Origin of the sequence: Frateuria flava, from assembly GCF_017837635.1 — a bacterium.
Classification (GTDB): domain Bacteria; phylum Pseudomonadota; class Gammaproteobacteria; order Xanthomonadales; family Rhodanobacteraceae; genus Frateuria_A; species Frateuria_A flava.
Map to the genome: position 1 here is coordinate 63111 of NZ_JAGJRS010000017.1, position 24651 is coordinate 87761.

The window sequence follows — 24651 nt, forward strand, 5'->3', positions numbered from 1 at the left end:
TCGCCATGGCCAACCCGAACCTTCCCAACGACGAGCACACCCCCGCGCCTGCCGGCGTCAACGCCGGACCGCAGAGCGGCGCGGTCGGAGCGGGCGGCGAGCCCAAAGGCGCGCGGCTGAACGCCCAGGCGCGCGAGGGCTCCCCGGGCGGTCTATCGGTTGGCAAACACGGCCATCGCCCCGAACACAGCTCGGACAAGGCACAACCGGGCTACCGCGCCCGCCCCGCCGGGCAAAGCGGCATGGGCGAGCAGGACGACCTCGCCTCGACCTTCCGCGAGCCACAGGGCGAGGGCAACTATCTCGCCACCGACCGCGGCGACAAGCCCCTGCGCAACGGTTGAGCGACCCCGCGCCGGCCACCGGGCACAAAAAAACCTCCCCGCTCGCGCGGGGAGGTTTTCGTCGGTCGGGCGATCAGAACTTGTACTGCGCCGACAGGCTCAGCAGGTTGCCGTAGTCGTCGAAGTTGCCGGTCAGACGGTCACCCGTGCTGCTGGTGGCGTTGACGTGCGCCTGGTTGACGAAGATATGCGCATACGAGGCGTTGATCTCGAAATGCTCGCTGGCCTTGTAGCCCAGGCCGACCGCGGCGAACTTGCGGGTCGAATCGGGCACGCGCGGCGTGCGGGTGGCGTTGTAGGTCGGCGTGGTGTCGACCGAAATGCCGGCACGCAGGGTCAGCTTGTCGTTGACGTAATAGTCGCCGCCGATCGCTGCATAGAACGTGTTGCGCCAGTTGTAGGTTTCCACGCTGTCCGGCTGGGTGTTGCCGTACTGCACGCGCAGCTCCTTGAATACGTCCCACTTGGTCCAGGCCAGGTCGATACCCAGACCGAACTTCTCGCCCTGGTGCCAGTAGCTGGCGGTGGCGGTGGCCGGGGTGGTGAAGTCGGCACGGCCGGTGGTGTGTTCGAAGGGCGGCAACGAGGCAGCCAGCTGCGGATTGGCCAGCAGCATGTCGTAGCCCGGCGTGCGGGTGAAGTTGCCGGTACCTTCCAGGGTGTGCGAGATCTTCGAGCGATAGTTCAGCGACAGCTTGTCGTTCGGGGTGAGCTTCCAGTGCGCGCCCACCTGCCAACCGTAGGCGGTGTCGTCGCCCTTGATGCGGGCGTAGCCATCCACGCCCATCGGCGTGGCGGCGGCGACGCCGGCCGCGGCGGCCTGGCCCTGCTGCACGGCCGCCTGGATCATGGCCTGGGCCTGCGCGGGCGAGATCTGGCCAGCCGCGGCGGCAGCCTGGATCTGCGCGACGCCGGCGGCGGTCTGCGCCTGGATGCCCTGCTGGACGCTCAGGCCGATGGCGTTGTAGTTGACCGCCGAGGTCAGTTCGGCGGAGGTCTTCTGCGCGATGACGCTGGCGCCGAGGGCGAAGTTGTCGGTGACGTCGAACGAGCCGGACAGGGTGGCGTCCAGCGACTGGAACTTCGACTTCACGCCGTGATAGCGACCTTTCCAGTTGTTGCCGTATTCGGTCTGGAAGCCGAACGGCACGGAGAAGCCGAAGCCCAGGTGCACGCGGTCGGAAACCTTGGTCGCGAAGAACAGCGCCGGCACCGGCAAGGTGGTGCCGGCATCGCCGCCGTCACCGCCGCTGATCGGACGGCCTAGCGCGTCGGTGGCGGTGCCCTTGAAGCGGGCGCTGAAATTGATGGCCGTGACGTCGGCCTGGAAGTAGGTGCCGTCCAGGTCGGTCATCGCCGCGGGGTTGTTCACCACCACCGAGGCGTCGCCGCCGGCGGTGCCCGAGCCGGCATAGGCGCGGCCCATGGCCTTGGCACTGTTTTCCTTCAGCTGGAAGGCACTCGCATCGGCGGCCTGCGGGAGCGCCAGCGCGCCAGCGACGGCAAGGCTCAGCGCAGCCAGCGCCAGGGGCCGGGCAGTGCCCGGAAGGGAACGAAAAGACATAGGCATCGCTAAGCTCCTGCTTATCTTAAGACGCGGCTCGGGGTGGCAACGGAGACCGTCGCGGCAATTTTCATACGCGCGTTTGAGGCCCCCGCGCGACACTCTGCCCAGCCATCCGGGGCCTTGCAAGTGCGACCGCAGCATTTGGGCGACGCACTGTTACCCTGCGCGTCCATTGCCCCACGCCACTGCCGTCGGAGTCGTCCCATGCACTGTTTCGTCTATGCCAGCCAGCGCAAATCCGATACCTACGTGTGGCTCGCCGCGCGCGACGAATTCGGCGTGATCCCCGAATCGCTGTCGATGCTGCTCGGCGACCTTCGCTTCGTGCTCGAAGTGCAGCTGGACGAGCAGCGCCGCCTGCCGCACGAGGACACCGAACTGGTGCTCGAACACCTGCGCAGTCAGGGCTGGCACCTGCAACTGCCGCCGCAGGAGACGCTCGCGGTCGCCAACCAGATGCAGCGCAGTACCCCGGACGATCGCGACGAATGATCTGTGGTGCGGGGGTTAACGTACCGTTACCGTCTGTGGCGCCCACGCTTCCTATACTCCCGCCATGAACGAGCCCCGATCGCGCCGCCGCCCACCGCCCCTGCTCAAGGGGGCGGCCTGGTTCCTGCCTGGATGGATTGCCGTGGCGATCGCCGCGCTCGGCGCGCACCCACTGGCGCTGATCCCTCTGCTCGCGGCCAACGCATTGACGATGGCGGCGGTGTGCCATGCGATCGGCTTCGATCCGGAGCCGCGTTTTGGCCGCACCGTATTGCGCCGCGGCGCCGCGCACCTGGTGATGTTCACCGGCTACGTGGCGCTGGTATTCCTGCTGATCGCCTGGCCGATGCTCGAACTGCGCCAGCAGCCGACGCTGGGCGGGGTGCTGATGCTGGCGGCCGCGCTGGTGGTGGCGCTGGTATCGCTATGGCGGGTGTGGCCCGCGTTCGGCCTGGTGTTCGTCTGGGATGATGCCTATCCGGCGCAGAGCGACGGCTCATGGATCTTCACCGCGACCGCGCGCAGCCTCGCCTTTGGGCGCCACCTGGCACGCGAGGAGCGGTTTTTCAGCCATTTCCTGCCAGCGGCGTTTGCATTGCTGGTCCTGGCCTACGGCGCCATCGCACTGACCGGTCTGTACGGCGTGCTTCCGTCCGAATTGCGCACGGCCGCGCTCGTGATTTACGGGCTGGCCGTGCTGCCGCTGGGTTGTCTGGTGATCGCCAATCGCACCCTGCGTGCACTGCTCTGCGAGCGCACGCGCCCACGCCGCCGCGCCGATGACATGGCGCTGCCGTCCGGCTTCCCCGCACCGCCCGCACCACGCCCGGCTCCGCTAAGCGAGCAGGAACGCACCGCCGGCGCGCCCGAGCAGGGTCCCGCGCTGCTCGCCGCGGCCCGCGATGGCGACATCGAGCGCGCACTCGCCCTGCTCGAGGCCGGCGCCGCACCCGATGCGGTCCCCGCACCGGGCGAGCGCGACCAGCGCCCGGTGCTGACCCTGGCCGCGCTGCTGCCGGACACACGCCTGCTGCGCGCCCTGATCGCCAAGGGCGCTGACGTCAACCGCGCCAGCGGTGGCCTCACCGCCCTGCTCGCGGCCACCCGCGACAGCTGGCACGGTCGCGCCGACGCGGTAATGACCCTGCTTGCCAACGGCGCCAGTCCGCTGGCCACCGACGGCGAGGGCAACACCGCGCTGCACGGCGCTGCGTTGAGCGAGGAGCCGATCGTCGCGGCCATGTTGCTGGATGCGGCGGCGCCCGTGAATGCGCTCAACAAGGCCGGCGTCAGTCCGCTTGCCGCCGCCTGCCGCGCAGCCAACTGGCCACTCGCCAAGTACCTGCTCGAAAACGGCGCCAAGCCCGCGCCCGCCGAGGGCGAACCGGCGCTGGTCGCCGCCGCCGGCATTGCCGATGACGACCCGGCCGGCGTCAAGCTGCTGCTCAAGCATCGCGCGAACGTCAACGCCACCGACGCGCACCACCGCAGCGCCTTGATGGCCGCCGCCGCCGAGGGCCACCTGCAGATCGCCCGCGCCCTGCTCGCCGCCGGCGCCGATCCGAACCTGGCCGACCGCCACGGCAGCACCGCGCTGATGGAGGCCGCGCGCTGCGGCGCCAGCGAGCTGGTGCAGGTGCTGGCCGACGCACACGCGGACGCCCGCGCCCATGACAGCCACGAACGCGACGCGCTCACCCTGGCCTGCCAGTCGCCCCACGCACAGGCCGATACCGTGCGCGCCCTGCTCGCGCTCGGCGCCGAGCCCAAGCGCCACGGCAGCGACGGTCGCAGCGCGCTGGACCATGCCGCGGCTGCCGGTCGCTGGGACCTGGTCGCGCTGCTCGATCCGGAGTCGCCGCTGCCCGCAAGCCTGGGCGGCGAGGCGCCGGAAGACGACGACACCCCGGCCCGATTGCTCGAAGCGCTTCGCCAGGGCCAGTGGGCGGTGATCGCCGCGTTTGCCGAACGCGCGCGCCAGTGGCCGCAGGCGCAGCTTGCACAGCTCTTCCTGGACCTGTCCGCGCCGGGCCTCGGCGCGGCGCGGCGCTGGCTGCTGGAACACGGGCTAGCCGCCGAAGCGCGTCTGCCTGTGGCGTCGATCGACGCGGATGGGGCGACGCCCGCAACCGGCCGACGCCTGTTCGATGCGCTGCTGGCGCAGCTGCCGGCCTCCACCGAAGCGATCGACGACCTCCTCAAAGCCGGCGCCACGCCTGCTGGCGCCGGCCTGCTCGCGCAGGCGCTGGTTGCTGCCGGTGAAAGCGCCCAAGGCGTGGCCTTGCCACTCAAGCTGCTCGACGCCGGCGCCGACGCGTTCGGTCGCGACGCGCGCGGGCGCACGCCACTGCATCTGGCCGCAGTACACCACCAGGATGCGCTGCTCGATGCGCTGCTGGCACGCGGCTGCGACCCGAACGCGCGCGACGCCGCCGGGCGCACGCCGCTGTTCGCCGCGATCGAACACGGCGAACGCGGGCTGGGCCTGGTGCGCGCACTGATCGCCCAAGGTGCCGACGCCGAGGCCACCGATGCCAACGGCGAGACGCCACTGGGCCTGGCGCTGGAACACGGCGCCATCCAGCACTGGCTGGACTGGGGCGACTGGACGCGCCCGCGCCGCACGTTGACCGCCGCGGACCTGCCGGCCGCCACCCGTACCGGCGCGCTGACCGCGGTCGAACGCCTGCTGGAACTCGGCTTCGACGTGAACACCCGCGACGCGCAGGGTGCGACCGCGCTGCTGCACGCCTGCGGTGCAGGCCATCGCGAGATCGCCGAGCGCCTGCTCGACGCAGGCGCGGACGCTGCGCTGGCCGCCGGCACCGGCGTCACGCCGCTAGCGGCGGCTGTGGGTGCGCGCCGTGATGCGCTGGTCGGCGTGCTGCTCGGCCACGGGGTGGCAGTGGACCAACGGCTGCCGGGCGAGACCACCGCGTTGATGGTGGCCGCGGCGCTGGGTTATCCGGACATCGTCGAACACCTGCTGGCCGGCGGCGCGGACATCCACTCGGTGGACATGCGCGGACGTACCGCGCTGCACGCCGCTGCGCAGTTCGGTTTCGAGCACAACGACAGCCTGCGCGCACGGCGCTTGTTCGACGTGCTGTTCAAGCACGGTGCCGACGTCAACCGCGCCGACAACGAGGGCAAGACCCCGCTGCTGCTGCTGCTGGGCGCACAGTTCAAACCAGGCACAGCCTGCGACGCCACCCACCTGGCTGCGCTGCTGCCGGTGCTGCTCGACGCCGGCGCGCAGCTCGAACACGCCGACCAGCGCGGCGTCACCGCGCTGCACGCCTGCGCCATGCACGCGTTGCTGCCGGCCGCCCGCGTGCTGCTCGCCCGAGGCGCCGACCGCCAGGCCGCCGACGCCTTCGGCCGCACGCCGGCCGACGTGGCCCGCCACCTTGGCCTGATCGACATCGCCCACGAGCTGGCCGCGCGCAGCAACGCCGTGCCCAGCGTGCGGCAGATGCTGCGCCAGCCGGCACAACCGGCGGAGTAGCCCAGGCGCGTACGGAATCCGGGGCAGAGCCGGACGTCGCAGGGCGGGCTTCGGCCCACCACCGCGTTCCCCGCAGGCATGCGGTGGGCTCAAGCCCGCCCTGCCCGGTCCGCGCCTGCGCGCCGCAGCGAGGGCAGCTGCGCACTGGTGAACGTGCACTCCATTGGAGAGCCTTTCGGGAACGAAACGGCCCTTTGCCCGCCGCCTGATTTGCGCCGACGAGTGATCGGATCGTTCCCTCGAAAGGGAGGCGCGCCGTTCAACAGGTGAATGATCATCCTTTTGGTTTGGCTCACCAGCGCGAGATGGGTTCCCGCTTTCGCGGCAATGACGCCAGCAGAATCGAGGCGCCCACATTGCGGCGTTCTCCTTGCCAACCAGTTCCACGCCGGTACGCGGACTGGGCAGGAAGGCCGCGGACCGTGCTCATGCTTGACGCTCCAAACCGCCTCACCCGAGGACGGCACGGACCCGGAAGCGCAATACCTGGACGCCCTACGATCCGTCTTGCCCGACCTTGCGCCGAGGCAGGGGAGCAGGAACCTCAAGCCGATGGCGGGGACGACTCCGGCCGCTCCCGCTGGGCATCGGCCTCGAACAGTTGCTCCAGGTCCGCCAGCGCCTCGCGTGTGGTCTGCACGATGCGCGCGTCGTCGTCGTAGACCAGGTACTGGCGCTTGAGTAGTTCGGCATCCTGCTGGCGGAAGCGCTCCACCCGGGCGTGGGCGACGTCGGCGGTCATGCCCAGCGCCTCCAGCGTCATCTGCGTCATCTGCAGGCTGGAGCAGAGCGTCTCGCGCACCGGATCGTCGATGCCCAGGTCCATCAGCCGCCACACGTGCTGGCGGTTGCGCGCACGCGCCACGATCTTCAGGTGCGGATACTGCCGACGCACCAGCCGTGCCACGCGCAGGCTGGATTCCGGGTCGTCGCTGGCCAGCACGAACACCTCAGCCTTGTCCGCCTGGGCCGCGCGCAGCAGCTCCGGCCGCGCCGGGTCGCCGTAGAAGATGTCGTTCCAGCCGCCGAAGCGTTGCACCAGGTCGATCTGTTCGACCGAATGGTCCAGCGCCACGAAGCGAATCCCCTGCGCGCGCAATACGCGGGCCACGATCTGCCCCATGCGCCCGTAGCCGGCGATGATCACCTTGGGCGTCTGCGTCTGGATGGTGTCGTATTCGCGCACCGCCTTCTTCGGTCGTGCGCCGAGCAACCGCCCGGTCAGCGCGACCAGCAGCGGCGTCAGCGCCATCGACAAGGTGATCGCCAGCACCAGCCGGCTGTGCAGGTTGCCGTCGAGGATGCGCTGCCCTGCCGCGAGGTTGAGCACCACGAACGCGAACTCGCCGCCGCTGGCCAGCAGCACGGCCAGGCGCAGCGACTCGCCACGGTCGAGGCCGCCCATCAACCGACCCAACGGCCACAGCAGCACGCCCTTGACCAGCAGCAGCCCGATCACCAGCGCCAGCACCCGCAACGGCTCGTGCAGCAGCAGCGAGAGGTCCATCGACATGCCCACGCTGATGAAGAACAGTCCAAGCAGCAGGCCCTTGAATGGCTCCAGGTGCGATTCGAGCTCGTGCCGGTATTCCGAATCCGCCAGCAGCACGCCCGCAAGGAAGGCGCCCAGTGTAGAGGACACGCCCACCTGCTCCATCAGCCATGCCGTGCCCATCACCACCAGCAACGCGGTGGCGGTGGACACCTCGATCGCATCGGCCTTGGCGACGAAGCGGAACACCGGCCGCAACAGATAGCGGCCGCCGACCACCACCGCCACGATGGCGCCCACCGTACGCAGCGCGCTCGCCAGATCCACGCCGTGTCCACTCGAACTGGCCAGCAACGGCACCATCGCGATCAACGGGATCGCCGCCAGGTCCTGAAACAGCAGGATCGCGAACGCCTGGCGGCCGTAAGCCCAGCCGGCCTCCTTGCGCTCGGCCAGGATCTGCAGGCCGAACGCGGTGGACGACAGCGCCAGGCTGCCGCCGACGATGACCGCCGCCGGACCCTTGAGCCCGAACCAGGTGAAAGCGATCGCCCCGATCGCGATGCCGCAGGCCAGTACCTGCATCAGGCCGGTGCCGAACACCGCGCGGCGCATCACCCACAGCCGCTGCGGCGACAGTTCCAGGCCGATCACGAACAGCATCAGCACCACGCCGAACTCGGAAATCGTGGCCACGCCGGCGGTATCGCTGACCAGGCCCAGTTCCTGCGGGCCGATCACCACGCCGGCCAGCAGATAGCCCAGCACCGAACCGAGCCGGAAACGCTTGGTCAGCGGCACGGCGATCACCGTCGCCAGCAGGAACACCAGCGCGGTCTCGAGGTAGTGATGGCTTTCCACGCGCGCGACGCCTTGATGGGGATGCCCGATTATTCCACGCCCACCCTGACCTCATCGCCGGCCCGCGCGTGCATGGGATCATGCGCGCATGAAAGCCGTCACGCTTGCCGTCGCCAGCCTGCTGTTGCCGTGCCTGGCCTTCGCCACCTCCATCCCGGTGCAGGGCTACGCGGTGGTGCACGCCTTTGCGCATGATCCCTCGGCCTACACCGAAGGCCTGTTCTACCTGGACGGCTATCTCTACGAGGCCACCGGCACCATCGGAGCCTCATCGGTGCGCAAGGTGGAGCTCGCCAGCGGCAAGGTGGTGCAGCAGGCACCCACGCCATGGCCGGACTACGGCGAGGGCATCGTGGCGTGGAAGGATCGGTTGATCCAGCTGACCTGGCAGAACCACGAGGGCTTCCTGTACGACCTGGCCACACTGACCCCACGTGCCAGATTCGCCTACCCGGGCGAAGGCTGGAGCCTGACCACCGACGGCACCCGCCTGCTGATGAGCGACGGCACGCCGACCATCCGCATCCTCGATCCGGACAGCCTGCAGCAGGTCGGGCGTATCGACGTCACCGCCGGGGGCGAGCCGCTGGCCAACCTCAATGAGCTGGAGTGGGTCAAGGGCCAGCTCTATGCCAACATCTGGCTGACCGACCGCATCGCGCGGATCGATCCGGCGAGCGGCAAGGTGGTCGGCTGGATCGACCTGTCCGGCCTGGGCCCCGCGCAAGACGCACGCGCCGACCCCGTGAACGACGTGCTCAACGGCATCGCCTACGACGCCGCACATGACCGCCTGTTTGTCACCGGCAAGCGCTGGCCGCATGTGTACGAGATCCGGCTGCTGCCGGCGCACCACGATGGTCAGGCGCACCATGCCATGGAGAAGGCTCGATTACGGCCGGCCAGCCCCTGAAAGCACGGCGTCCACGCACAACGAAGAAACGTCTCCTGCCGACCGCGTGGTGGCGGTCGAGGGCTGGCCGGAGACTCCCGGCTGCTCAGGCGGGAACGTGCCGCACAAAGGCGCGCATGGTCAGGCCGGGCACGGTGCGGAAGGTCGTCGGCCGCGGCGCGCCGGCATCGGCGGCGATGAACACGAAGGCATCGCCCTCCAGGCGGTAGCTGGCCGGCAGCGGCACACCCGCATCGGGGCCGATCGCGTCGATCCAGGTGATCGCCCTGGGCGTGACCGAGGCATCCAGCGTGAAGCGGCCTTCCAGCAGGAGTGCGCCCTGCAGCGTGCGCACGGCGAAATGGTCGCCGTCGATGATCGTCAGCGCGTCCGGTGCGCCGGTGCTGTCGATGGCAGCCGAATCGCCGTTCTCCTCGAAGGCGACCTGCCGCCAGACGCCTTGCAGGGCGGCCAGGTCGCGGGCATTCGGGTCGGATGCATCCATGCTCGTGTTCCTGCTATCCGGCGCGCCTTTGCGCCAGGCATCACGTTACCGGCGGTCGCGCACCTGGTGCGCGCCTGCCGGTGCCTCATTCGCCGCGCAGCCAGCGCGCGGCATCAATGGCGTAGTAGGTCAGGATGGCATCGGCGCCGGCGCGCTTGAACGCGGTCAGCGACTCGAGCACGACCGCCCTCTCGTCCAGCCAGCCGTTCTGCGCGGCAGCCTTGAGCATCGCGTACTCGCCGGACACCTGGTAGACGAACGTCGGCGCGCCGAAGGCGTCCTTCACGCGGCGCAGCACGTCCAGATACGGCATGCCGGGCTTGACCATCACCGCGTCGGCGCCCTCGGCCAGGTCCAGTTCCACCTCGCGAAGCGCCTCGTCCGAATTGCCCACGTCCATCTGGTAGGTGTGCTTGTTGCCCTTGCCCAGGTTGGCCGCCGAACCGACCGCATCGCGGAACGGGCCATAGAAGCTGGAGGCGTACTTGGCCGAGTAGGCGAGGATGCGGGTGTGGATGTGGCCGGCCGCTTCCAGCGCATCGCGGATGGTTCCGATACGGCCGTCCATCATGTCCGAGGGCGCCACGAAATCCATGCCGGCGTCGGCCTGCGCCAGCGACATCTTCACCAGCGCCTCGACGGTGGGCTCGTTCATGACGTAGCCATGCGCGTCGATCAGGCCGTCCTGGCCATGCGTGGTGTAAGGATCGAGCGCGACGTCGCCGATCAGGCCCAGCTGCGGGTACGTCGCCTTCAGCGCGCGGGTGGCGCGGTGCATCAGGTTGTCCGGGTTCCACGCCTCGGCGGCATCCTCGCTCTTGACCGACGGGTCCGGCGAAGGGAACAGCGCCAGCGCGGGGATGCCCAGGCGCACGCACTCGCCGGCCAGCTTCACAAGCTCGTCGATGGAAAGCCGCGCCACGCCGGGCATCGACGGCACGCTCTCGCGCTGGCCTTCGCCCTCGATCACGAACGCCACCATGATGAGGTCGCTCGGCAGCAGCGTGTGCTCGCGCATCAGCGCGCGGGAGAAGGCGTCGCGGCGCATGCGGCGCATGCGGATGGCGGGGAAGCTCATGGGGAATCCTGCGGTGGTGCGGAAGGCGGCCATTGTACGCCTGGGCTCCAGGGGCCCTCCGATTCCATTGCACCGATCTTCGCAGGAGCCCACGTGTGGGCGATCGTCCGTCGGCGACAGGCATCGCCCACACGTGGGCTCCTACCGAAGGGCCCCACGTCGACCGGAGTCCAGGGCCGTGCGCCTAGGCGTCGCGGATCGCCGCGATCGGGTCCAGCGCCGCGGCCTGGCGTGCCGGATAGAAACTGAACACCAGGCCGATCGCCAGGCAGGCCACCACCGAGGCAAGGATCCCGATCGGTTCCCACGCCACCTGCCAGCCGGCGAACAGCGCGATCGCGTACGCCAGCGCCGCGCCGAACAGCAGCCCGATCAACGCGCCGGCCGTGCAGATCACCACCGCCTCGCGCAGGAAGCGCACCACGATGTCCTGCCGCCGTGCGCCGATCGCGCGCAGCAGGCCGATCTCGCGGCGCCGCTCCAGCACGTTGGCCAGCATGATGTTCATGATGCCGATGCCGCCGACCAGCAGGCTGACCCCGGCGATCGAGCCCATCACGATGGAGAAGATGCGCTGGGTCTGCTGGTTCTGCCGATAGAGCTGCTGCGGCACCACCAGCTGGTAGTCGTCGACGCCGGCGTGGCGCTGGTCGAGCACCTGGCCGAGCACGCGTGCGCCGTCACCCAGCCGGTCCGGGTCGGCCACGCGCAGCAGGAAGCGGTCGATCTCGTCTTCCATCGGCTGGAAGCGGAACCGCGCGCGGGCGCTGGCCAGCGGAACGAAGATGCGGTTGCTGTCGGCGCCCAGCGCCACGCCTTCGAAATGGTCCTTGTCCAGGTCGCGATCGGCCAGCACGCCCACCACGCGCAGCCACACCTGGTTGACCTTGACCAGCCGGCCGAGCGGCTTGCCGCCGGGGAACAGCTCGTGCGCCGCCTGCGCGCCGAGCACCGCCACCGCGGCCAGGCGGGCGTCGTCCTCCAAGCTGAGCGGGCGGCCTTGCGCCACGCGCAGCGAGGCGAGAGCGAAGTAGCCGGGGCTGATGCCGCTGACCTGCGCCTGGCTCGTTCCCGCATCGCTGAAGACGCCCCAGGTCTTGATCCGCTTCTGCGCCGCGTAGCGCTCGGCGGTCGGCACCACGGCCAATGCCGCGCGCGCGTCGGCCTCGGTCAGACCCAGGCTGCGCGCGCGGGCTTCCTTCAGGGCATCGCCATCGGCGCTGTGCGCCTCGACGATCAGGTTGTGCAGGCCCAGGCTCTCGACCAGCCTGAGGGCCTCGCGCCGGCTGCCGGCGCCCACGCCCTGCATCGCGACGATCGCGCCCACGCCGAAGATCATGCCCAGTAGCGTGAGCAGGGTGCGCAGCTTGCGCCGCGAGAGCTCCTCGATCGCCTCGCGCCAGGGACCGGCGTTCATGCGCCGGCTCCGTGGCTGCCGGCATCGAGCAGGATGCGGTCGCCCTCGTGCAGGCCATCGAGCACCTGCGTGCGCGTGGCACCACGCACACCAAGCCTGAGCTTGCGTACGACTTCGTTCCCCTCGCTCAGCACGCGCACCGCCGCGCCATCGTCGCCACCCAGCGCGAGGTTCGGCACGCTCATGCCGTGCGGCGTTTGCAGCAGCAGTATCTTGCCGACGAAGCGCTGGCCCGGCGTCCAGCCGTAGCGTCGCGCGGCATCGGCCGGCACGCGTGCCTTCATCAGCAGGTACTTGACCGGGCTGTCGCGATCGCGCGGCTGCGCGGCGGCGGCGATCCAGCTGAGCCTGGCCGTGACCTGTTGCTGCGGGCGCCCCCATGGATGCAGTTCCACCGCCTCGCCCACGGCGACGCCCTGCGCTTCGATCTGTGGCACGGCCAGCTGCACTTCGAGGGCGTCCAGGTCCGGCAGGCTGGCGAAGCTGAAACCGGCCCACATGCTGCTGCCCACGTGCGGCAGCTCGTCGGACCAGTTGCGTTCGAGCACCAGCACGCCATCGTGCGGTGCGCGCAGTTCCAGCGCGTCCAGGTCGTCCTTCTTCTGCTTCGCCACCGTGGCGTAGGTGTCGTGCTGCGCGTCGAGCACGGCCAGCTCGGCCTTGCCGCGGGCACTGGACTGCTGCTCGCGCCACCGCAGGATCTGTCGCCGCACGCCCAGGTACGCCGCGTCCTGCACGGCGTCCAGGATGTCGTTGCGCGCGATCGCCGCCGTCGTGGCATGCGCGTAGCGCTGGGCGATGGCCAGTTGCCCGTCGACCTGGATCAGGTCCACGCCCAGCTGCCCCCGCTTGCCGGCCAGGTCGTCCTGCTTGCCGGCGCGGGCGAGGAGGTTGCGTTCGAGGTCGATGCGCGCCTGCGCCAGGTCCTGCACGCTCTGCGTGGCGGAGAAGCGCGCCACCACTTCGCCCCGGGTGACATGACTGCCGTCGGGCAGCATCCAGGCCAGCTGGCGCGGCGTCCATTGCTGGCCCGGCACCAGCAGCGGGGTGGCGGTGACTGCGCGCAGCTCGCCCTCGGCCAGCACGCTGAACTGGAGCGGGCCGGCATGGGCCTGTTCGAGCACGATGTAATCCGCCTTCGGCGCGTTGCCGCAGGCGGCCAGCACCAGCAGCGCCGGCAGGAGTGCATGCACGCGACGCATCAGGCGCCCTCCCCGGCCGGCGCAATCGCCACCTGCACCGATTGCCCCGGCTTGAGCCCCGCATGCTGGCCGCCCTGCAGCTGGATCAGCACGTCGACGACCGGGATGGCCTCGACCCGCGACTTGCTGTGCACGTTGTTGCCGATCGACGTCACCGTGCCGTCGAGGCGCTGCCGGCCGCCGCCGGCGACGCGCACCTGCACGCCCTGGCCGACCCGCACGCGCGGGAGCTCGCGCTCGGGCAGCGCCGCGCGCACGGCCAGCGTCGACAGGTCCGGCATCTGTCCCACCGACTGGCCGCGCCAGACCTGGGAGCCGTTGTCGATCTTCTCGCCGTTCCACTTCGCTTCGTGCAGCAGGATGCCGTCACGCGGCGCCTTGACCGTCAGCGCGCCAAGCGAGGAATTGAGTTCGGCCACCTCGTCGCTGAGCTGATCGACTTCCGCGTCAGCCAGGCGTTGCTCGGCGGCGCGCGCCAGTTTCGCGATCCGCTCGCGCTCGACGGTCAGGCGAAGTTTCTGCTCGGCCCTGGCGCGAGCGACGACCAGCTTGCGGTATTCGATGCCGGCCACGTAGTCCTTCGGCACACTGGCCTTGCGACGCGCCTTCTCCGCATCGGCGCGGGCCTGCGCGGTGGCCAGTTCTGCCTCGCGCGCGCGGTCGGCCAGGTCGAGCTTGAGCTGCTCCTGCCTGCGCTGCTTCTCGGCCAGCTCGCTGCGCTTGGCGGTGAGGTTCTTGGTGACCTCGCTGCCGTCGAACACCACCAACGGCTCGCCTTTCCTTACCTTCGCGCCATCATCGGCCATCCGCGTCACGGTGAGCTGCCACAGACCGTCGACCGCGGGCGGTGAGATGGCCAGGCTGCTTTGCGCGAAGAGCTCGCCGGTGATCGCCAGCGGCGCGTCCGGCGGCGCGACGGGTGCTGTTTCTGCGGGCTCCGCTTCGGTATCGACGCGCACGCTCATGCCCGGGCGCAGTGCCAGCCAGGGGCCCTTGTCCAAGGCGACGGCGATCTCGAAATAGCGGCCATCGCCCCACTCCTTGCGGTCGATGGAGGCGCCGGCGATGGCCTTGATATGTCCCGCCGCGCGGCTGCCCGGCAAGGCATCGATCGCCAGGTGGACGGCCTGGCCGACCTTGAGCCCGTCGCGGTCGGGCTCCAGCACCCAGGCGGTCACCGTGTAGTCGTCGCCCTTCCCGACGACCTCGCCGACCTTGTTGCCCGGGTAGGACGAGGAGCCTTCCTCGAATCGCCCGCCGTTGCCGAAGACGTTGTCGAAGCCATGGATGACCGTGCCTGTCCGCGTGGCGCGGACTTCCGCCTGGGTGACCTGGTCCTGGTAGAAGCCCAGCGAGAGACGCTGTTTCGCGAGTTCCAGTTCGCTGTCGCGACGCCGGCGCGCGACCGCCTCGGCAGCCTGCCTCGCCGCTTCGCGCTTGACCGCGAGCGCGCGCCCGGTGCGCTCCATCTCGCTCTGGTAGCGGTCGTAGTTGAGCGCGGAAATCAGGCTTCTGGGAACCGCCGCATCCAGCGCCGCGGTATCGCGCTCGGCCTGCGCATCGGCCAGCGCGAGCTGGGCGTCGGAATGCTTGAGTTCGAGCTCGGCGATTTCCTTGGCGTTCTTCGCTTCGGTCTGCACCAGCTGCGCCTTGAGTTTGCGCAGCTGCGCCTCGGCCGGACCGGCATCGATGCGCAGCAGCACGTCGCCCTTGCCCACATGCGCCCCGTCGGGCACGTAGTAGCGCAGCACCACCGGCGAACTCATCGACGGCGGGGTGTAGATGCCCTGTGCGTCGGCCATCTGCACCTCGCCGCTGAACACGGTGGCAGTCGCGAGCACCGGCCAGGCCAGCAGCGCGAGCCACAGGCACTCACGCGGCCGAATCAAACTCGACCCTCCCGTCGCGGATGCCGACCTGGCGCTGGGCGCGCGCGGCGACGTCGGCGTCGTGGGTGACCATCACCACGGTCTGGCCCTGCGCATGCACCTCATCCAGCAGCGACAGCACGTCGGCGGCACTCTTCGAATCGAGGTTGCCGGTGGGTTCGTCGGCGAGCAGCAGCGCGGGGTTCATCAACAGTGCGCGGGCGATCGCCACGCGCTGCATCTGGCCGCCGGAGAGCTGGCCCGGCCGATGCTCCAGATGACGGCTCAGCCCCATGCGTTCGAGCAACGCGCGCGCACGCGCGGCCAGGCCCTCGCCGGACCCGCGCAGGAAGCGCGCCGGCAGCATCGCGTTCTCCAGCACCGAGAGCCGCGGCAGCAGGTGGAAGGACTGGAACACGAAACCGATGCGCCGGTTGCGGAACTCGCTGGCGCGCTCGTCGTCGAAGGTGGAGACGTCCACGTCCTCGAGCAGGTAGCGCCCGCTGTCGGGCCGGTCCAGGCAACCGAGCATGTTGAGCAGGGTCGACTTGCCCGAGCCCGACGGCCCGACGATCGCCGTGAACTGCCCACGCGGCACCGTGAAACTCACCCCGTCCAATGCCGCGATCGTCTGGTCGCCGACCCGGTAGTGCCGGGTCACTGCCTCCATGCAGACCATGCATGCTCCCCTTGCATCACACTTCCCTCGAGTGTGGCAACCACGGCAGGCCCTCGCAAGTAGCCAGTCCGGCCGGTTTCCGATACCTTCGCCCGATTGCCGCCGCGCCCGCGACGCTGCGCCCACAGAACGACCCGATGAGCTTCGACACCCGACCCCCGACCCTGCTTGCCGACCTCGGCGGTACCAACGTGCGCTTCGCGCTCGCCGACGTCGACGCCGCCCAGCCACTGGTGGCCGACAGCGTGCGCCGCTACCGCGTTCGCGACTTCGCCACGCTGGCCGACACCATCCGCCAATACTTCGCCGACACCGGGCTGACCGCGCCGCGCGCAATCATCGCCGCCGCCGGGCGCATCGCCGACGGCGAAACGGTGAAGATCACCAACAACCCCTGGGCGGTCGCGGCGCATGCGCTGCAGACGGACCTGGGAATGGCGTCGGTGCGGCTGGTCAACGACTTTGCTGCGCAGAGCATGGCCGTGCCGCTGCTGCAGCCGGAGCACCTGAAGGCCGTCGGCGACCTGCCGCTGCCGCGACTGGACCGTTGCGACCACCAGACTTTCGTGGTGATGGGCCCGGGCACCGGCCTGGGCGTGGGCGGGCTGCTGCGCCGCGACGGCCACTGCAGCGTGCTGGAAAGCGAAGGCGGCCACGCCGGCTTCGCCGCGCACAGCCGCGAGGACATCGAGATCCTGCACCGGCTCAACGAACGCTTCGGCCGCGTCTCCAACGAACGGCTGATCTGCGGCAACGGCCTGGTGAACCTCTACGGCGCGCTGGCCGACATCGCCGGCGAGCGCGCGCAGGAGTACACCCCCGAGGACATCACCGCGCACGCCGGCGCGGGCACCGATCCGTTGTGCGTGCGCACGGTGGAAACGCTGGCCGGCATCTTCGGCTCGGTCGCCGGCGACCTGGTGCTGACCCTGGGCGGCTGGGACGGCGTCTACCTCACCGGCGGCCTGCTGCCGATCCTGCTGCCGTGGCTGCAGCGGGGCGGCTTCCGCCAGCGCTTCGAGGCCAAGGGCCGCTTCAGCGACACCATGCGCCAGGTTCCCACCATCGCCGTGCTGCATCCGGAACCGGGCCTGCTCGGCGCCGCCGCACTGGCGGTGATGGAAGCCGGCCGGCCATTGCTGCCCAGGCCGTAGACGCCGCCTAACGGACCGGCCGGTACCCTCCCTGCAAGCTGAGGAGGACACCGATGACCCGCCCACGTACCGCGTTCCTGTTCGACCTCGACGGCACGCTGGTCGACAGCGTCTACCAGCACGTGCTGGCGTGGAAGGAGGCGCTCGACCGCGAAGGCATCGAGCTGGCGGTGTGGCGCATCCATCGCAAGATCGGCATGAGCGGCGGACTGTTCACGCGCATGCTGCTGCGCGAGACCGGCATCGAGATCACCGAGGAGCGGGTGGCACGGCTGCGGCGCTGGCATGCGGAGGCATTCTCGCGCCGTGCCGAGGCCGGCGGCGTACGACCGTTGCCGGGCGCGCACGAACTGCTGGCCTGGCTGACCGAGGCTGGCCTGCCGTGGGCGATCGCCACCAGTGGACGCATGCAGACCGCCGCGCACAACCTCCAGGCGCTGGGTGTCGACCCGGCGAAGGTTCCGGTGATCACGCGCGACGACGTGCGCCACGCCAAGCCCGACCCCGACCTGTTCCTGGCCGCCGCCGACCGCCTGGGCGTGGACATCCAGCATGCACTGGTGCTGGGCGACAGCATCTGGGACATGCTGGCCGCGCAACGCTGCCGCGCCCTCGGCGTCGGCCTGCTCTCCGGCGGCTACGGCCAGGAGGAGCTGGAACAGGCCGGCGCCTTCCGCGTGTATGACGACCCCGCCGACCTGCTCCATCACATCGACGAGGTGGCCGCGCGCGACTGATGCAGGTGACCCGGTCCCGCGCGCTTGTTAAGGTGCCACTCCCGCTGCCTCATGGGGCCATTGTGAAGCTCGTTCCCGCCCAACGCCTGCGTGCGCAGTGGCACCGGCTGCTTCTGAAGTCCGCTGCGCGCTACTGGTTTCCACACGCGCCGCTGGCGCTGCTGCTGGCGCTGGGCGGCCTGCAGCTTTTGCAGATGGATTTCGGTACACACTGGCCAAGCCGCGCCGTGGCGTTGTTTTCCCTCGATGCACAGCTGAAGACACGCCTGCTGCCACCGTTGCTGATCGGCGGCGGCATGCTGGTGATGGCGCTGGGCCTGCTGTGGCGCTCGCGCCTGGCGTGGACGATGGCGCTGCTGCTGGAGCTGGTGGGTGCCACCAGCCTGCTGGCCAGCGGCACTGCCGGACACGGTTGGGCGTTGCTGGCCTATTTCGGCGTGGTGACGGTCGCGCTGCTGGCGGCCTGGCGTCATTTCGACCGCAGCAGCATGGCCGCCGGCACGCTGTTCGCGTTTACCTCGGTGGCGATGTTGCTGGCCTACGCAACATTCGGCGCGCTCTATCTGGGCGGCGACTTCCGGCCAGCCATTGGCGATCTGGTGACCGCGCTGTACTTCGCCATGGTGACCATGAGCACCGTCGGTTACGGCGACATCACACCGCAGACGTCCGAGGCCAAGCTGTTCACCGTCTCGGTGATCGTGCTGGGCGTGGCGGTGTTCGCCACCTCGTTGACCGCGGTCATCGCGCCGATGGTCAGCCGCAGCCTGAAACGCATTGTCGATCGCGGAGGATCGCGCATGAAACGGGAGAACCACTTCGTGGTGATCGGCAACACGCCCCTGGCGATCAACACATGGCGCGAGATGGCGCGTCGGGGCCGCCCGGTGACGCGCCTGTTGCGCGAGTCACCCGAGGCCGCGGACCTGCATGGTGCCGACCTGGTGGTGGGCGATCCGAGCGACCTCAACGTGCTGCGCGAGGCCGGGGCGCACCGTGCCGAAGCGGTGCTGGCAATGCACGCGGATGACTCGGAGAACGCCTTCGTCGTGCTTGCGGTAAAGGAACTGGCCGGCACCGCGCGAACGGTCGCGGCCGTCAACGATGCCCGCCACCTCAGCCGCGTGAAGCTGGTGCAGCCGGACGTGGTCATCGCACCACAGGTGCTTGGAGGCGAGCTGCTGGCGATGCTGCTCTCCGGCGAGCCGGTGACGCCGGAGTTCGTCATGCAACGGGTATTCCAGCAAGGGGCCGATGCCCCCTCGGGTGCGCACGCGAAGGGCTGATACCCCTTGCCGGCGCGACCGGCTCAGCCCGGCGCCAGCAGCGCGTCCAGGTCGTCCTGGTCGAAGCTGAGCTTCTCGCGCGTGCCGCCGCCTTCCAGTACGGCTTCGGCCAGTTCGGCCTTGCGCGCCTTCAGTTCCTCGATGCGTTCCTCGACCGTGTCGGCGGTGATCAGGCGGAACACGAAGACCGGCTTGTCCTGGCCGATGCGGTGCGCGCGGTCGGAGGCCTGCGCCTCGGCGGCCGGGTTCCACCACGGGTCGTAGTGGATCACGGTGTCGGCCGCGGTGAGGTTCAGGCCCACGCCGCCGGCCTTGAGCGAGAGCAGGAACAGCGGCACGTCGCCGTCCTGGAAGCGTTGCACCGGCGCGGCGCGGTCGCGCGTCTCGCCGGTCAGCATGACGTAGCGGATGCGCTTGCGATCCAGTTCCGCGGCGATCAGCTTGAGCATCTCGGTGAATTGGGAGAACAGCAGCACCTTGCGGCCCTCGGCGAGCAGCGCCGGGAGCATGTCCATCAGCAACTCGAACTTGGCCGACTCGCGCACGCCGCGCGCGGCCTCCAGCTTGACCAGCCGCGGATCGCAGCAGACCTGGCGCAGCTTGAGCAGCGCGTCGAGCACGACGATGCCCGAGTGCGCGATGCCGCGCTGCGCGATCACCTCGCGCAGCTCCTCGGCCAGGGTCAGGCGCAGGCTTTCGTACAGCTCGCGCTGGCGACCGTCGAGCACCACGCGGCGCGTGATCTCGGTCTTGGGCGGCAACTCGGCGGCGACCTGCGCCTTGGTGCGACGCAGGATGAAGGGCGCCAGGCGCCGGTTGAGGCGCTCCTGGCAATCCTCGTCGCGCTGCTTCTCGATCGGCACGCGGTAGTGGCGCCGGAAGGCACCCTCGTCGCCGAGCAGGCCCGGCACCGCCAGGTCGATCTGCGACCACAGCTCGCCCAGGTGATTCTCCAGCGGCGTGCCGGTGAGGCAGATGCAGCGCGGCGCGCGCAGGCTGAGCACGGCACGGCGGGCCTGCGTGCGCGGGTTTTTCACCTGCTGCGCCTCGTCCAGCACGATCAACGCGAACGGTTGCTTGCGCAGCGTCACCACGTCGCGTGGCAACAGCGCGTAGCTGGTCAGCACGATGTCCTGCGCGCCCAGCTGCGAGAAGTCGCCGCTGCGTTGCGGACCGTGCAGCGCGAGCACCGTGAGGTCCGGCGCGAAGCGGGCGATCTCCGATTGCCAGTTCGGGATCAGGCTGGTCGGCACCACCACCAGGGCCGGTTGCGCCAGCGCGCCACGCTGCTTGAGCGCGAGCAGGTGGGTGATCAGCTGCAGCGTCTTGCCCAGGCCCATGTCGTCGGCGAGCACGCCGCCGACACCAGCCTCGGCCAGCGCATTGAGCCAGCGCAGGCCTTCGCGCTGGTACGGCCGAAGTTCCACCGTGAGCCCTTCGGGCACCACATCGCTGGCGCGCTCGGCGGCATCGCGCAGGCGTGCGGTGAAGCCGCGCAGCGCCTCGGGCGCGCGCAGCTCGCCACCGCTGGGGAGCGCCTCGACCAGCTCCTCCAGGCGACCGGCCTGCACGCGCGGCAGGTGCAGTTTTTTCTTCGGACGTTCGAGGTATTCGGCCAGCGGCGCGAGCAGGCCGCGCAGTTCCTTCAGGCGCACCGGTACGCGGCGGCGCTCGTCTACCGGCGCATACCAGACCGCATCTTCCGGTTCGTTCGGCGCAGGGCTCAGGTTCAACTGGTGCTCGGCCAGCGCCTGTGCCACCGCGGGCAGCAGGTTGTGCCGCTTGCCCTCGACCTCGATGCCGATCTCCAGGTCGAAGGCGTGGTCGTCGGCATCCTCGGTGGCGTTGCCGTACCAGCGCACCGGGCCCTCGAGCACCTCGAACGGGAAGCTCGGCGCGTAGTCGAGCTGGAAACCTTCGGCCTCGAGCTTGCCGCGCAGCGCCAGCCAGCGCGCGGGCGTGTTCACTTCCAGTGCGCCGGCGTAGCCCTTGCCCGGGAACAGCCAGGCGTCCTCGGGCAGCGTGTCGGCCAGGTCCCAGGGCAGGCCTTCGGTATCCACGCCCGGCGTGAGGCCGGCGCGTTCGAGCTGCTCCATCGCCGAGAGTTCTTCGGCACGCCGGCGCGTGATCTCGACCAGATGGCCATTGCGCACGCGGCGCACCAGCGGCTCGCCGCCGCGGCCGGGCAGGCGCTCGCCGGCGTAATCGAACGCCAGCCGCGCGTAGGCCAGCGGCGGGGTGCCGGCGGCGAGGCGCGCATGGCGGGTCAGCGCGTGCAGGGTCAGCACCGGTTTGGGCGCCAGCTCCGCGCGGCGCAGTTCGTCGAACACCTGGGGCGCAGGCAGGCGGTGGCCGAGCGGGCTGTTCTTCAGGGCTCTGAGCAGCGGCCGGCCGGCTTCGTGCTTGAGCGGCGGCAGGTCCAGCCAGTGGCTTTCGCGCTTGTCCGCCTCGAGCAGGCCCAGCGTGGCGCGTTCGGCGTCCAGGTACCACAGGCAATCGAGCCGCAGCAGGCGCTGGTTGTGCCCGAGCGTAGGCAGCAGGCGCTGGCTGCCGTCCTGTTCCAGCTGCCAGTGCCAGTTGAGCGGATGCGCCTTGCCACGCGAGAGGCGCAAGCCGGCCAGGCCGCCGAGGAAGCACGGCGCGGTATCGAGCATCTGGGCCAGCAGGGCGTCGCCGATGTGGCCAGCCAGGCGCACGTAGGTACGGCCCTTGCGTACGCTCTGCGGCAGGCCGAGCAGGGCGGCGGCCAGATGCTGTTCGTGCGGTTGCAGCGGCGCCTGGGCGAGGTGGCGGCTGTCCAGCGGGACCGGGCGCACGTAGCGGCCGGCCTCGGCCACGGCCAGCGCCACCGGCGCGACGTCCAGATGGGCCCAGGCGGCGCCGTCCTCGGGCATGACTTCCAGGAAGAAGCCCAGCACCTGGGTTTCGGTGACGGGCGGGGCGACCGGCTTGAACAGGCGGCGCCAGGCCGGCGGCAAGCCGCCTCCGGCCATGTCCTCCGCAGGGGAGGCACGATCGGCAGGCTGCTTTTCGTCCGGTTGCTGCATGCGCGTGCGGTCCGCCTCGCCGGCCAAAACAACGAGCTTAGCAAGGGGATGGGTGGTGTGCGCGTCGAGGGCGCAAGTTCATGACGGGGTGGCTGGCGCGGCGCGCGACGCAGGCGATTCACCCGGCCTGAATGCGGGAAGGGGGCTTCGGGCGAATCCCGCTCCTTCCCCCGCTCGCCTCCCCCGGAGGGAGAGGAGCAGATAACGGTCAGGCGTTGCCGAACAGGCCCTGCGGGTATTCGGGCTTCTGCTCGCGTGCCATGAGCATGCGCACGCCCTCGACCGGGGTGACTTCGCCGTGCAGCACGGCGCGTACGCCACTGGCGATGGGCAGGTCCAGGCCGTGCTGCTCGGCCAGGCGCGACACCTCGTCGGCGGTGACCACGCTTTCGACCACCTGGCCGATCTGGCGTACCGCCTCGTCCAGCGCGATGCCCTGGCCCAGCGCCAGGCCCAGCCGGCGGTTGCGCGAGAGGTCGCCGGTACAGGTGAGCACCAAGTCGCCCAGCCCGGACAGGCCCATCAGGGTTTCCGGCCGGGCGCCGAGCGCCAGGCCCAGGCGCAGCATCTCGTTCATGCCGCGGGTGATCAGCCCGGCGCGCGCATTGAGGCCCAACTGCATGCCGTCAGCCACGCCGGTGGCCACCGCCAGCACGTTCTTCATGGCACCGCCGAGCTCCGCACCCAGCACGTCGTTGCCCGAATAGGCGCGGAAGTTGGGCGCGTGCAGCAGCGCGGCCAGCATCTTGGCGAACGCCTCGTCGTCCGAGTGCACGGTCACCGCGCTGGGCAGCCCCGCGGCGACCTCGCGCGCGAACGACGGACCGGTCACCACCGCGGCCGCGCGGCCCGGCAGCTTCTGCGCCACCAGTTCGTGCAGGAAGCGGCCGGTGCCCGGCTCGAAACCCTTGGTTGCCCAGGCGATTGCGGTGTCGGGGCCGAGCAGCGGCGCGAGCTCGTCCAGCATCGCGGCGAAGGCGTGACTGGGCACGACGATGAGCACGATGTCGGCATCGCGCACGGCCGCCGGCAGCTCGGGCTCATAGGCGAGCGCGGCCGGCAGCTCGAGGTCGGGCAGGTAACGCTGGTTTCGGCGGCTTTGCGCCATCGCGGCCAGCGCCGCGCGGTCGCGGCCCCACAGGCGCGTGGTGACACCGTTGCGCGCGGCCAGCGCAGCCAGCGCGGTGCCCCAGGAGCCGGCGCCGAGCACCGCGAGGATCGGTTGGTCCCGCATGGATGGTCGGCGTCAGCTGTTGAGCGTCGGCGCCTCGCCGCCACCGGCCATGCGGCGCTGCTGCTCGGCGAACAGCGCGTCGAAGTTGATCGGCTGCAGCAGGAACGGCGGGAAGCCACCCTCCAGCACCAGCGAGGAGATCACCTGGCGGGCGTACGGGAACAGCAGGTTCGGGCAGTAGCTGCCGATGATGCCGGCGTGGTCCTGCTCATTGAAGCCCGCAATGCCGAACACGCCGGCCTGGTGCACTTCGGCCAGATAGGCGGTGCGCTCGCCGATGGTGCAGGTCAGGGTCAGGCTCAGCACCACTTCATACAGGCTGTTGCCCAGGTCGGTGGCGCGCTGGCCCAGGTTCAGCTGGACCTGTGGCTGGGCCTGGTCGTTCTCGCCGATGTCCTGGAAGATCTGCGGCGCGTTGGGCGCCTCGAAGGACACGTCCTTGACGTAGATCTTCTGCAGCATCAGCTGCGGCATGGCCTGGCCGGCGGCCTGGTCGTTGGCGGGCGTGACTTCAGCCATCTTGGAATCCCTCGAATTCGTGAGTGCGGGCGGGCAAAGAGGGCGATTGTTCCATACATCCGGCCGCCCCGCCATCGCCCGGCAGCCCCGGTGACTTGCGCAGGATGCTGTTTTTCCGGGAGAATACGCGGCTCGATCCAGGGTCGTCCCGGCCTTCCGGGCTTTCCGCGACGCGATGCGGAAACGCAAGCCGGCCCCTCTCGAAGCGCAACACCCTCCAGCATCGCGTGGCGCCGCAAGCGCCGCTGGGCCGATGCCGTCCTGGCCAACGGGCGGTCAAATACCGATTACGGAGGTCCTCATGGCCCGTGTATGTCAAGTCACCGGAAAGGGTGTGCAGACCGGCAACAACGTCTCGCACGCCAACAACAAGACCCGTCGCCGCTGGTTGCCGAACCTGCACGAGCGCCGCTTCTGGGTCGCCAGCGAGAACCGCTGGGTGAAGCTGCGCGTCTCCAACGCCGCGCTGCGCACCATCGACAAGAATGGCATCGAGGCCGTGATCGCCCAGCTGCGTGCCCGCGGCGAGAAGGTCTGAGGATTGAACCATGGCTAACAAGACCCAAGACAAGATCCGCCTGATCTCCTCGGCCGGCACCGGCCACTTCTACACCACGCAGAAGAACAAGAAGAACACGCCGGAAAAGTTCGAGTTCAAGAAGTACGATCCGGTCGTGCGCAAGCACGTGATCTACAAGGAAGGCAAGATCAAGTGATCTTCGAGGAGAACCCGCCCCACGGCGGGTTTTCTTTTGCCCGCACGAAAGCC

Annotated in this window: 20 protein-coding genes; 9 read left to right on the forward strand and 11 right to left on the reverse strand. The window is 69.9% G+C overall.

Features of this window, described 5'->3' with window-relative positions; translation table 11 throughout:
- The first annotated feature begins 5 nt into the window (after positions 1-5).
- Positions 6-344 carry a hypothetical protein gene (locus tag J7I44_RS08575; RefSeq protein ID WP_209618969.1) on the forward strand — a complete coding sequence of 113 codons (339 nt, stop codon included), beginning with the start codon at positions 6-8 and terminating at the stop codon, positions 342-344.
- Between the two features lie 73 nt (positions 345-417).
- Here J7I44_RS08575 and J7I44_RS08580 read toward each other — a convergent pair whose 3' ends face one another.
- Positions 418-1914 carry an OmpP1/FadL family transporter gene (locus J7I44_RS08580; protein WP_209618988.1) on the reverse strand — a complete coding sequence of 499 codons (1497 nt, stop codon included), beginning with the start codon at positions 1912-1914 and terminating at the stop codon, positions 418-420.
- 201 nt (positions 1915-2115) lie between these two features.
- Between J7I44_RS08580 and J7I44_RS08585 the strand changes: the two genes are divergently transcribed.
- Both J7I44_RS08585 and J7I44_RS08590 read left to right on the forward strand, forming a co-directional pair.
- Positions 2116-2403: a YcgL domain-containing protein gene (locus tag J7I44_RS08585; protein ID WP_209618990.1), complete on the forward strand. Its 288-nt coding sequence runs from the start codon at positions 2116-2118 to the stop codon at positions 2401-2403.
- A 64-nt stretch (positions 2404-2467) separates the two neighbouring features.
- Positions 2468-5911: an ankyrin repeat domain-containing protein gene (locus J7I44_RS08590; protein WP_209618992.1), complete on the forward strand. Its 3444-nt coding sequence runs from the start codon at positions 2468-2470 to the stop codon at positions 5909-5911.
- 544 nt (positions 5912-6455) lie between these two features.
- Here the strand turns inward: J7I44_RS08590 and J7I44_RS08595 are convergent.
- Positions 6456-8264, reverse strand: a complete 1809-nt coding sequence (locus J7I44_RS08595; protein WP_209618994.1) for a monovalent cation:proton antiporter-2 (CPA2) family protein — start codon at positions 8262-8264, stop codon at positions 6456-6458.
- A gap of 88 nt (positions 8265-8352) precedes the next feature.
- Here J7I44_RS08595 and J7I44_RS08600 point away from each other — a divergent pair, with 88 nt between their 5' ends.
- Positions 8353-9177 (forward strand): glutaminyl-peptide cyclotransferase, encoded by an 825-nt coding sequence (locus tag J7I44_RS08600; protein ID WP_209618996.1) that lies wholly within the window; start codon positions 8353-8355, stop codon positions 9175-9177.
- 85 nt (positions 9178-9262) lie between these two features.
- Here the strand turns inward: J7I44_RS08600 and J7I44_RS08605 are convergent, their stop codons facing one another.
- The 6 genes from J7I44_RS08605 to J7I44_RS08630 all read right to left on the reverse strand — a co-directional run bounded on the left by J7I44_RS08605 (position 9263) and on the right by J7I44_RS08630 (position 15905).
- Positions 9263-9661: a TIGR03067 domain-containing protein gene (locus J7I44_RS08605; RefSeq protein ID WP_209618999.1), complete on the reverse strand. Its 399-nt coding sequence runs from the start codon at positions 9659-9661 to the stop codon at positions 9263-9265.
- An 85-nt stretch (positions 9662-9746) separates the two neighbouring features.
- On the reverse strand, positions 9747-10739 hold the full coding sequence (gene hemB / locus J7I44_RS08610) for a porphobilinogen synthase (RefSeq protein ID WP_209619002.1): 993 nt from the start codon (positions 10737-10739) through the stop codon (positions 9747-9749).
- Between the two features lie 184 nt (positions 10740-10923).
- Positions 10924-12156 (reverse strand): ABC transporter permease, encoded by a 1233-nt coding sequence (locus tag J7I44_RS08615; RefSeq protein WP_209619005.1) that lies wholly within the window; start codon positions 12154-12156, stop codon positions 10924-10926.
- A complete protein-coding gene (locus J7I44_RS08620; RefSeq protein ID WP_209619008.1) occupies positions 12153-13358 on the reverse strand; it encodes an efflux RND transporter periplasmic adaptor subunit in 1206 nt (401 codons plus the stop codon). The genes J7I44_RS08615 and J7I44_RS08620 overlap by 4 nt, the downstream gene beginning before the upstream one ends.
- A complete protein-coding gene (locus tag J7I44_RS08625) occupies positions 13358-15247 on the reverse strand; it encodes an HlyD family secretion protein (protein WP_209619011.1) in 1890 nt (629 codons plus the stop codon). The genes J7I44_RS08620 and J7I44_RS08625 overlap by 1 nt, the downstream gene beginning before the upstream one ends.
- Positions 15231-15905, reverse strand: a complete 675-nt coding sequence (locus tag J7I44_RS08630) for an ABC transporter ATP-binding protein (RefSeq protein WP_209619014.1) — start codon at positions 15903-15905, stop codon at positions 15231-15233. The genes J7I44_RS08625 and J7I44_RS08630 overlap by 17 nt, the downstream gene beginning before the upstream one ends.
- A 137-nt stretch (positions 15906-16042) precedes the next feature.
- On the opposite strand from J7I44_RS08630, the gene glk reads away from it, so the two are divergent.
- From glk to kch, 3 genes are all read left to right on the forward strand, one after another.
- Positions 16043-17059 (forward strand): glucokinase, encoded by a 1017-nt coding sequence (gene glk / locus J7I44_RS08635; RefSeq protein ID WP_209619017.1) that lies wholly within the window; start codon positions 16043-16045, stop codon positions 17057-17059.
- A 53-nt stretch (positions 17060-17112) separates the two neighbouring features.
- Positions 17113-17796, forward strand: a complete 684-nt coding sequence (locus tag J7I44_RS08640) for an HAD family hydrolase (RefSeq protein WP_209619021.1) — start codon at positions 17113-17115, stop codon at positions 17794-17796.
- Between the two features lie 62 nt (positions 17797-17858).
- Positions 17859-19082: a voltage-gated potassium channel protein gene (gene kch / locus J7I44_RS08645; protein WP_209619024.1), complete on the forward strand. Its 1224-nt coding sequence runs from the start codon at positions 17859-17861 to the stop codon at positions 19080-19082.
- Between the two features lie 23 nt (positions 19083-19105).
- On the opposite strand, the gene J7I44_RS08650 is transcribed toward kch, so the two are convergent.
- The 3 genes from J7I44_RS08650 to secB form a co-directional block, all read right to left on the reverse strand.
- Positions 19106-22129, reverse strand: a complete 3024-nt coding sequence (locus J7I44_RS08650) for a DEAD/DEAH box helicase (protein ID WP_209619028.1) — start codon at positions 22127-22129, stop codon at positions 19106-19108.
- Positions 22130-22337: 208 nt separating this feature from the next.
- Positions 22338-23363 (reverse strand): NAD(P)H-dependent glycerol-3-phosphate dehydrogenase, encoded by a 1026-nt coding sequence (locus tag J7I44_RS08655; RefSeq protein WP_209619031.1) that lies wholly within the window; start codon positions 23361-23363, stop codon positions 22338-22340.
- Positions 23364-23375: 12 nt separating this feature from the next.
- Entirely contained in the window at positions 23376-23882 is a 507-nt protein-coding gene (gene secB / locus J7I44_RS08660; protein ID WP_209619034.1) for a protein-export chaperone SecB, read from the reverse strand.
- Between the two features lie 301 nt (positions 23883-24183).
- Here secB and rpmB point away from each other — a divergent pair, with 301 nt between their 5' ends.
- The gene (gene rpmB, locus J7I44_RS08665) at positions 24184-24420 is read left to right on the forward strand and encodes a 50S ribosomal protein L28 (RefSeq protein ID WP_209619039.1); all 237 of its coding nucleotides are present in this window, start codon (positions 24184-24186) and stop codon (positions 24418-24420) included.
- A 10-nt stretch (positions 24421-24430) separates the two neighbouring features.
- Complete coding sequence (gene rpmG, locus J7I44_RS08670) at positions 24431-24598, forward strand: 50S ribosomal protein L33 (RefSeq protein WP_017463578.1); 168 nt, start codon at positions 24431-24433, stop codon at positions 24596-24598.
- The last annotated feature ends 53 nt before the right edge of the window (positions 24599-24651 follow it).

Coding starts and splice junctions, on each gene's coding strand:
- J7I44_RS08575 (WP_209618969.1), top strand. CDS start 6: ATGGCCAACCCGAACCTTCCCAACGACGAGCACACCCCCGCGCCTGCC.
- J7I44_RS08580 (WP_209618988.1), bottom strand. CDS start 1,914: ATGCCTATGTCTTTTCGTTCCCTTCCGGGCACTGCCCGGCCCCTGGCG.
- J7I44_RS08585 (WP_209618990.1), top strand. CDS start 2,116: ATGCACTGTTTCGTCTATGCCAGCCAGCGCAAATCCGATACCTACGTG.
- J7I44_RS08590 (WP_209618992.1), top strand. CDS start 2,468: ATGAACGAGCCCCGATCGCGCCGCCGCCCACCGCCCCTGCTCAAGGGG.
- J7I44_RS08600 (WP_209618996.1), top strand. CDS start 8,353: ATGAAAGCCGTCACGCTTGCCGTCGCCAGCCTGCTGTTGCCGTGCCTG.
- J7I44_RS08605 (WP_209618999.1), bottom strand. CDS start 9,661: ATGGATGCATCCGACCCGAATGCCCGCGACCTGGCCGCCCTGCAAGGC.
- hemB (WP_209619002.1), bottom strand. CDS start 10,739: ATGAGCTTCCCCGCCATCCGCATGCGCCGCATGCGCCGCGACGCCTTC.
- J7I44_RS08615 (WP_209619005.1), bottom strand. CDS start 12,156: ATGAACGCCGGTCCCTGGCGCGAGGCGATCGAGGAGCTCTCGCGGCGC.
- J7I44_RS08620 (WP_209619008.1), bottom strand. CDS start 13,358: ATGCGTCGCGTGCATGCACTCCTGCCGGCGCTGCTGGTGCTGGCCGCC.
- J7I44_RS08630 (WP_209619014.1), bottom strand. CDS start 15,905: ATGGTCTGCATGGAGGCAGTGACCCGGCACTACCGGGTCGGCGACCAG.
- glk (WP_209619017.1), top strand. CDS start 16,043: ATGAGCTTCGACACCCGACCCCCGACCCTGCTTGCCGACCTCGGCGGT.
- J7I44_RS08640 (WP_209619021.1), top strand. CDS start 17,113: ATGACCCGCCCACGTACCGCGTTCCTGTTCGACCTCGACGGCACGCTG.
- J7I44_RS08650 (WP_209619028.1), bottom strand. CDS start 22,129: ATGCAGCAACCGGACGAAAAGCAGCCTGCCGATCGTGCCTCCCCTGCG.
- J7I44_RS08655 (WP_209619031.1), bottom strand. CDS start 23,363: ATGCGGGACCAACCGATCCTCGCGGTGCTCGGCGCCGGCTCCTGGGGC.
- secB (WP_209619034.1), bottom strand. CDS start 23,882: ATGGCTGAAGTCACGCCCGCCAACGACCAGGCCGCCGGCCAGGCCATG.
- rpmB (WP_209619039.1), top strand. CDS start 24,184: ATGGCCCGTGTATGTCAAGTCACCGGAAAGGGTGTGCAGACCGGCAAC.
- rpmG (WP_017463578.1), top strand. CDS start 24,431: ATGGCTAACAAGACCCAAGACAAGATCCGCCTGATCTCCTCGGCCGGC.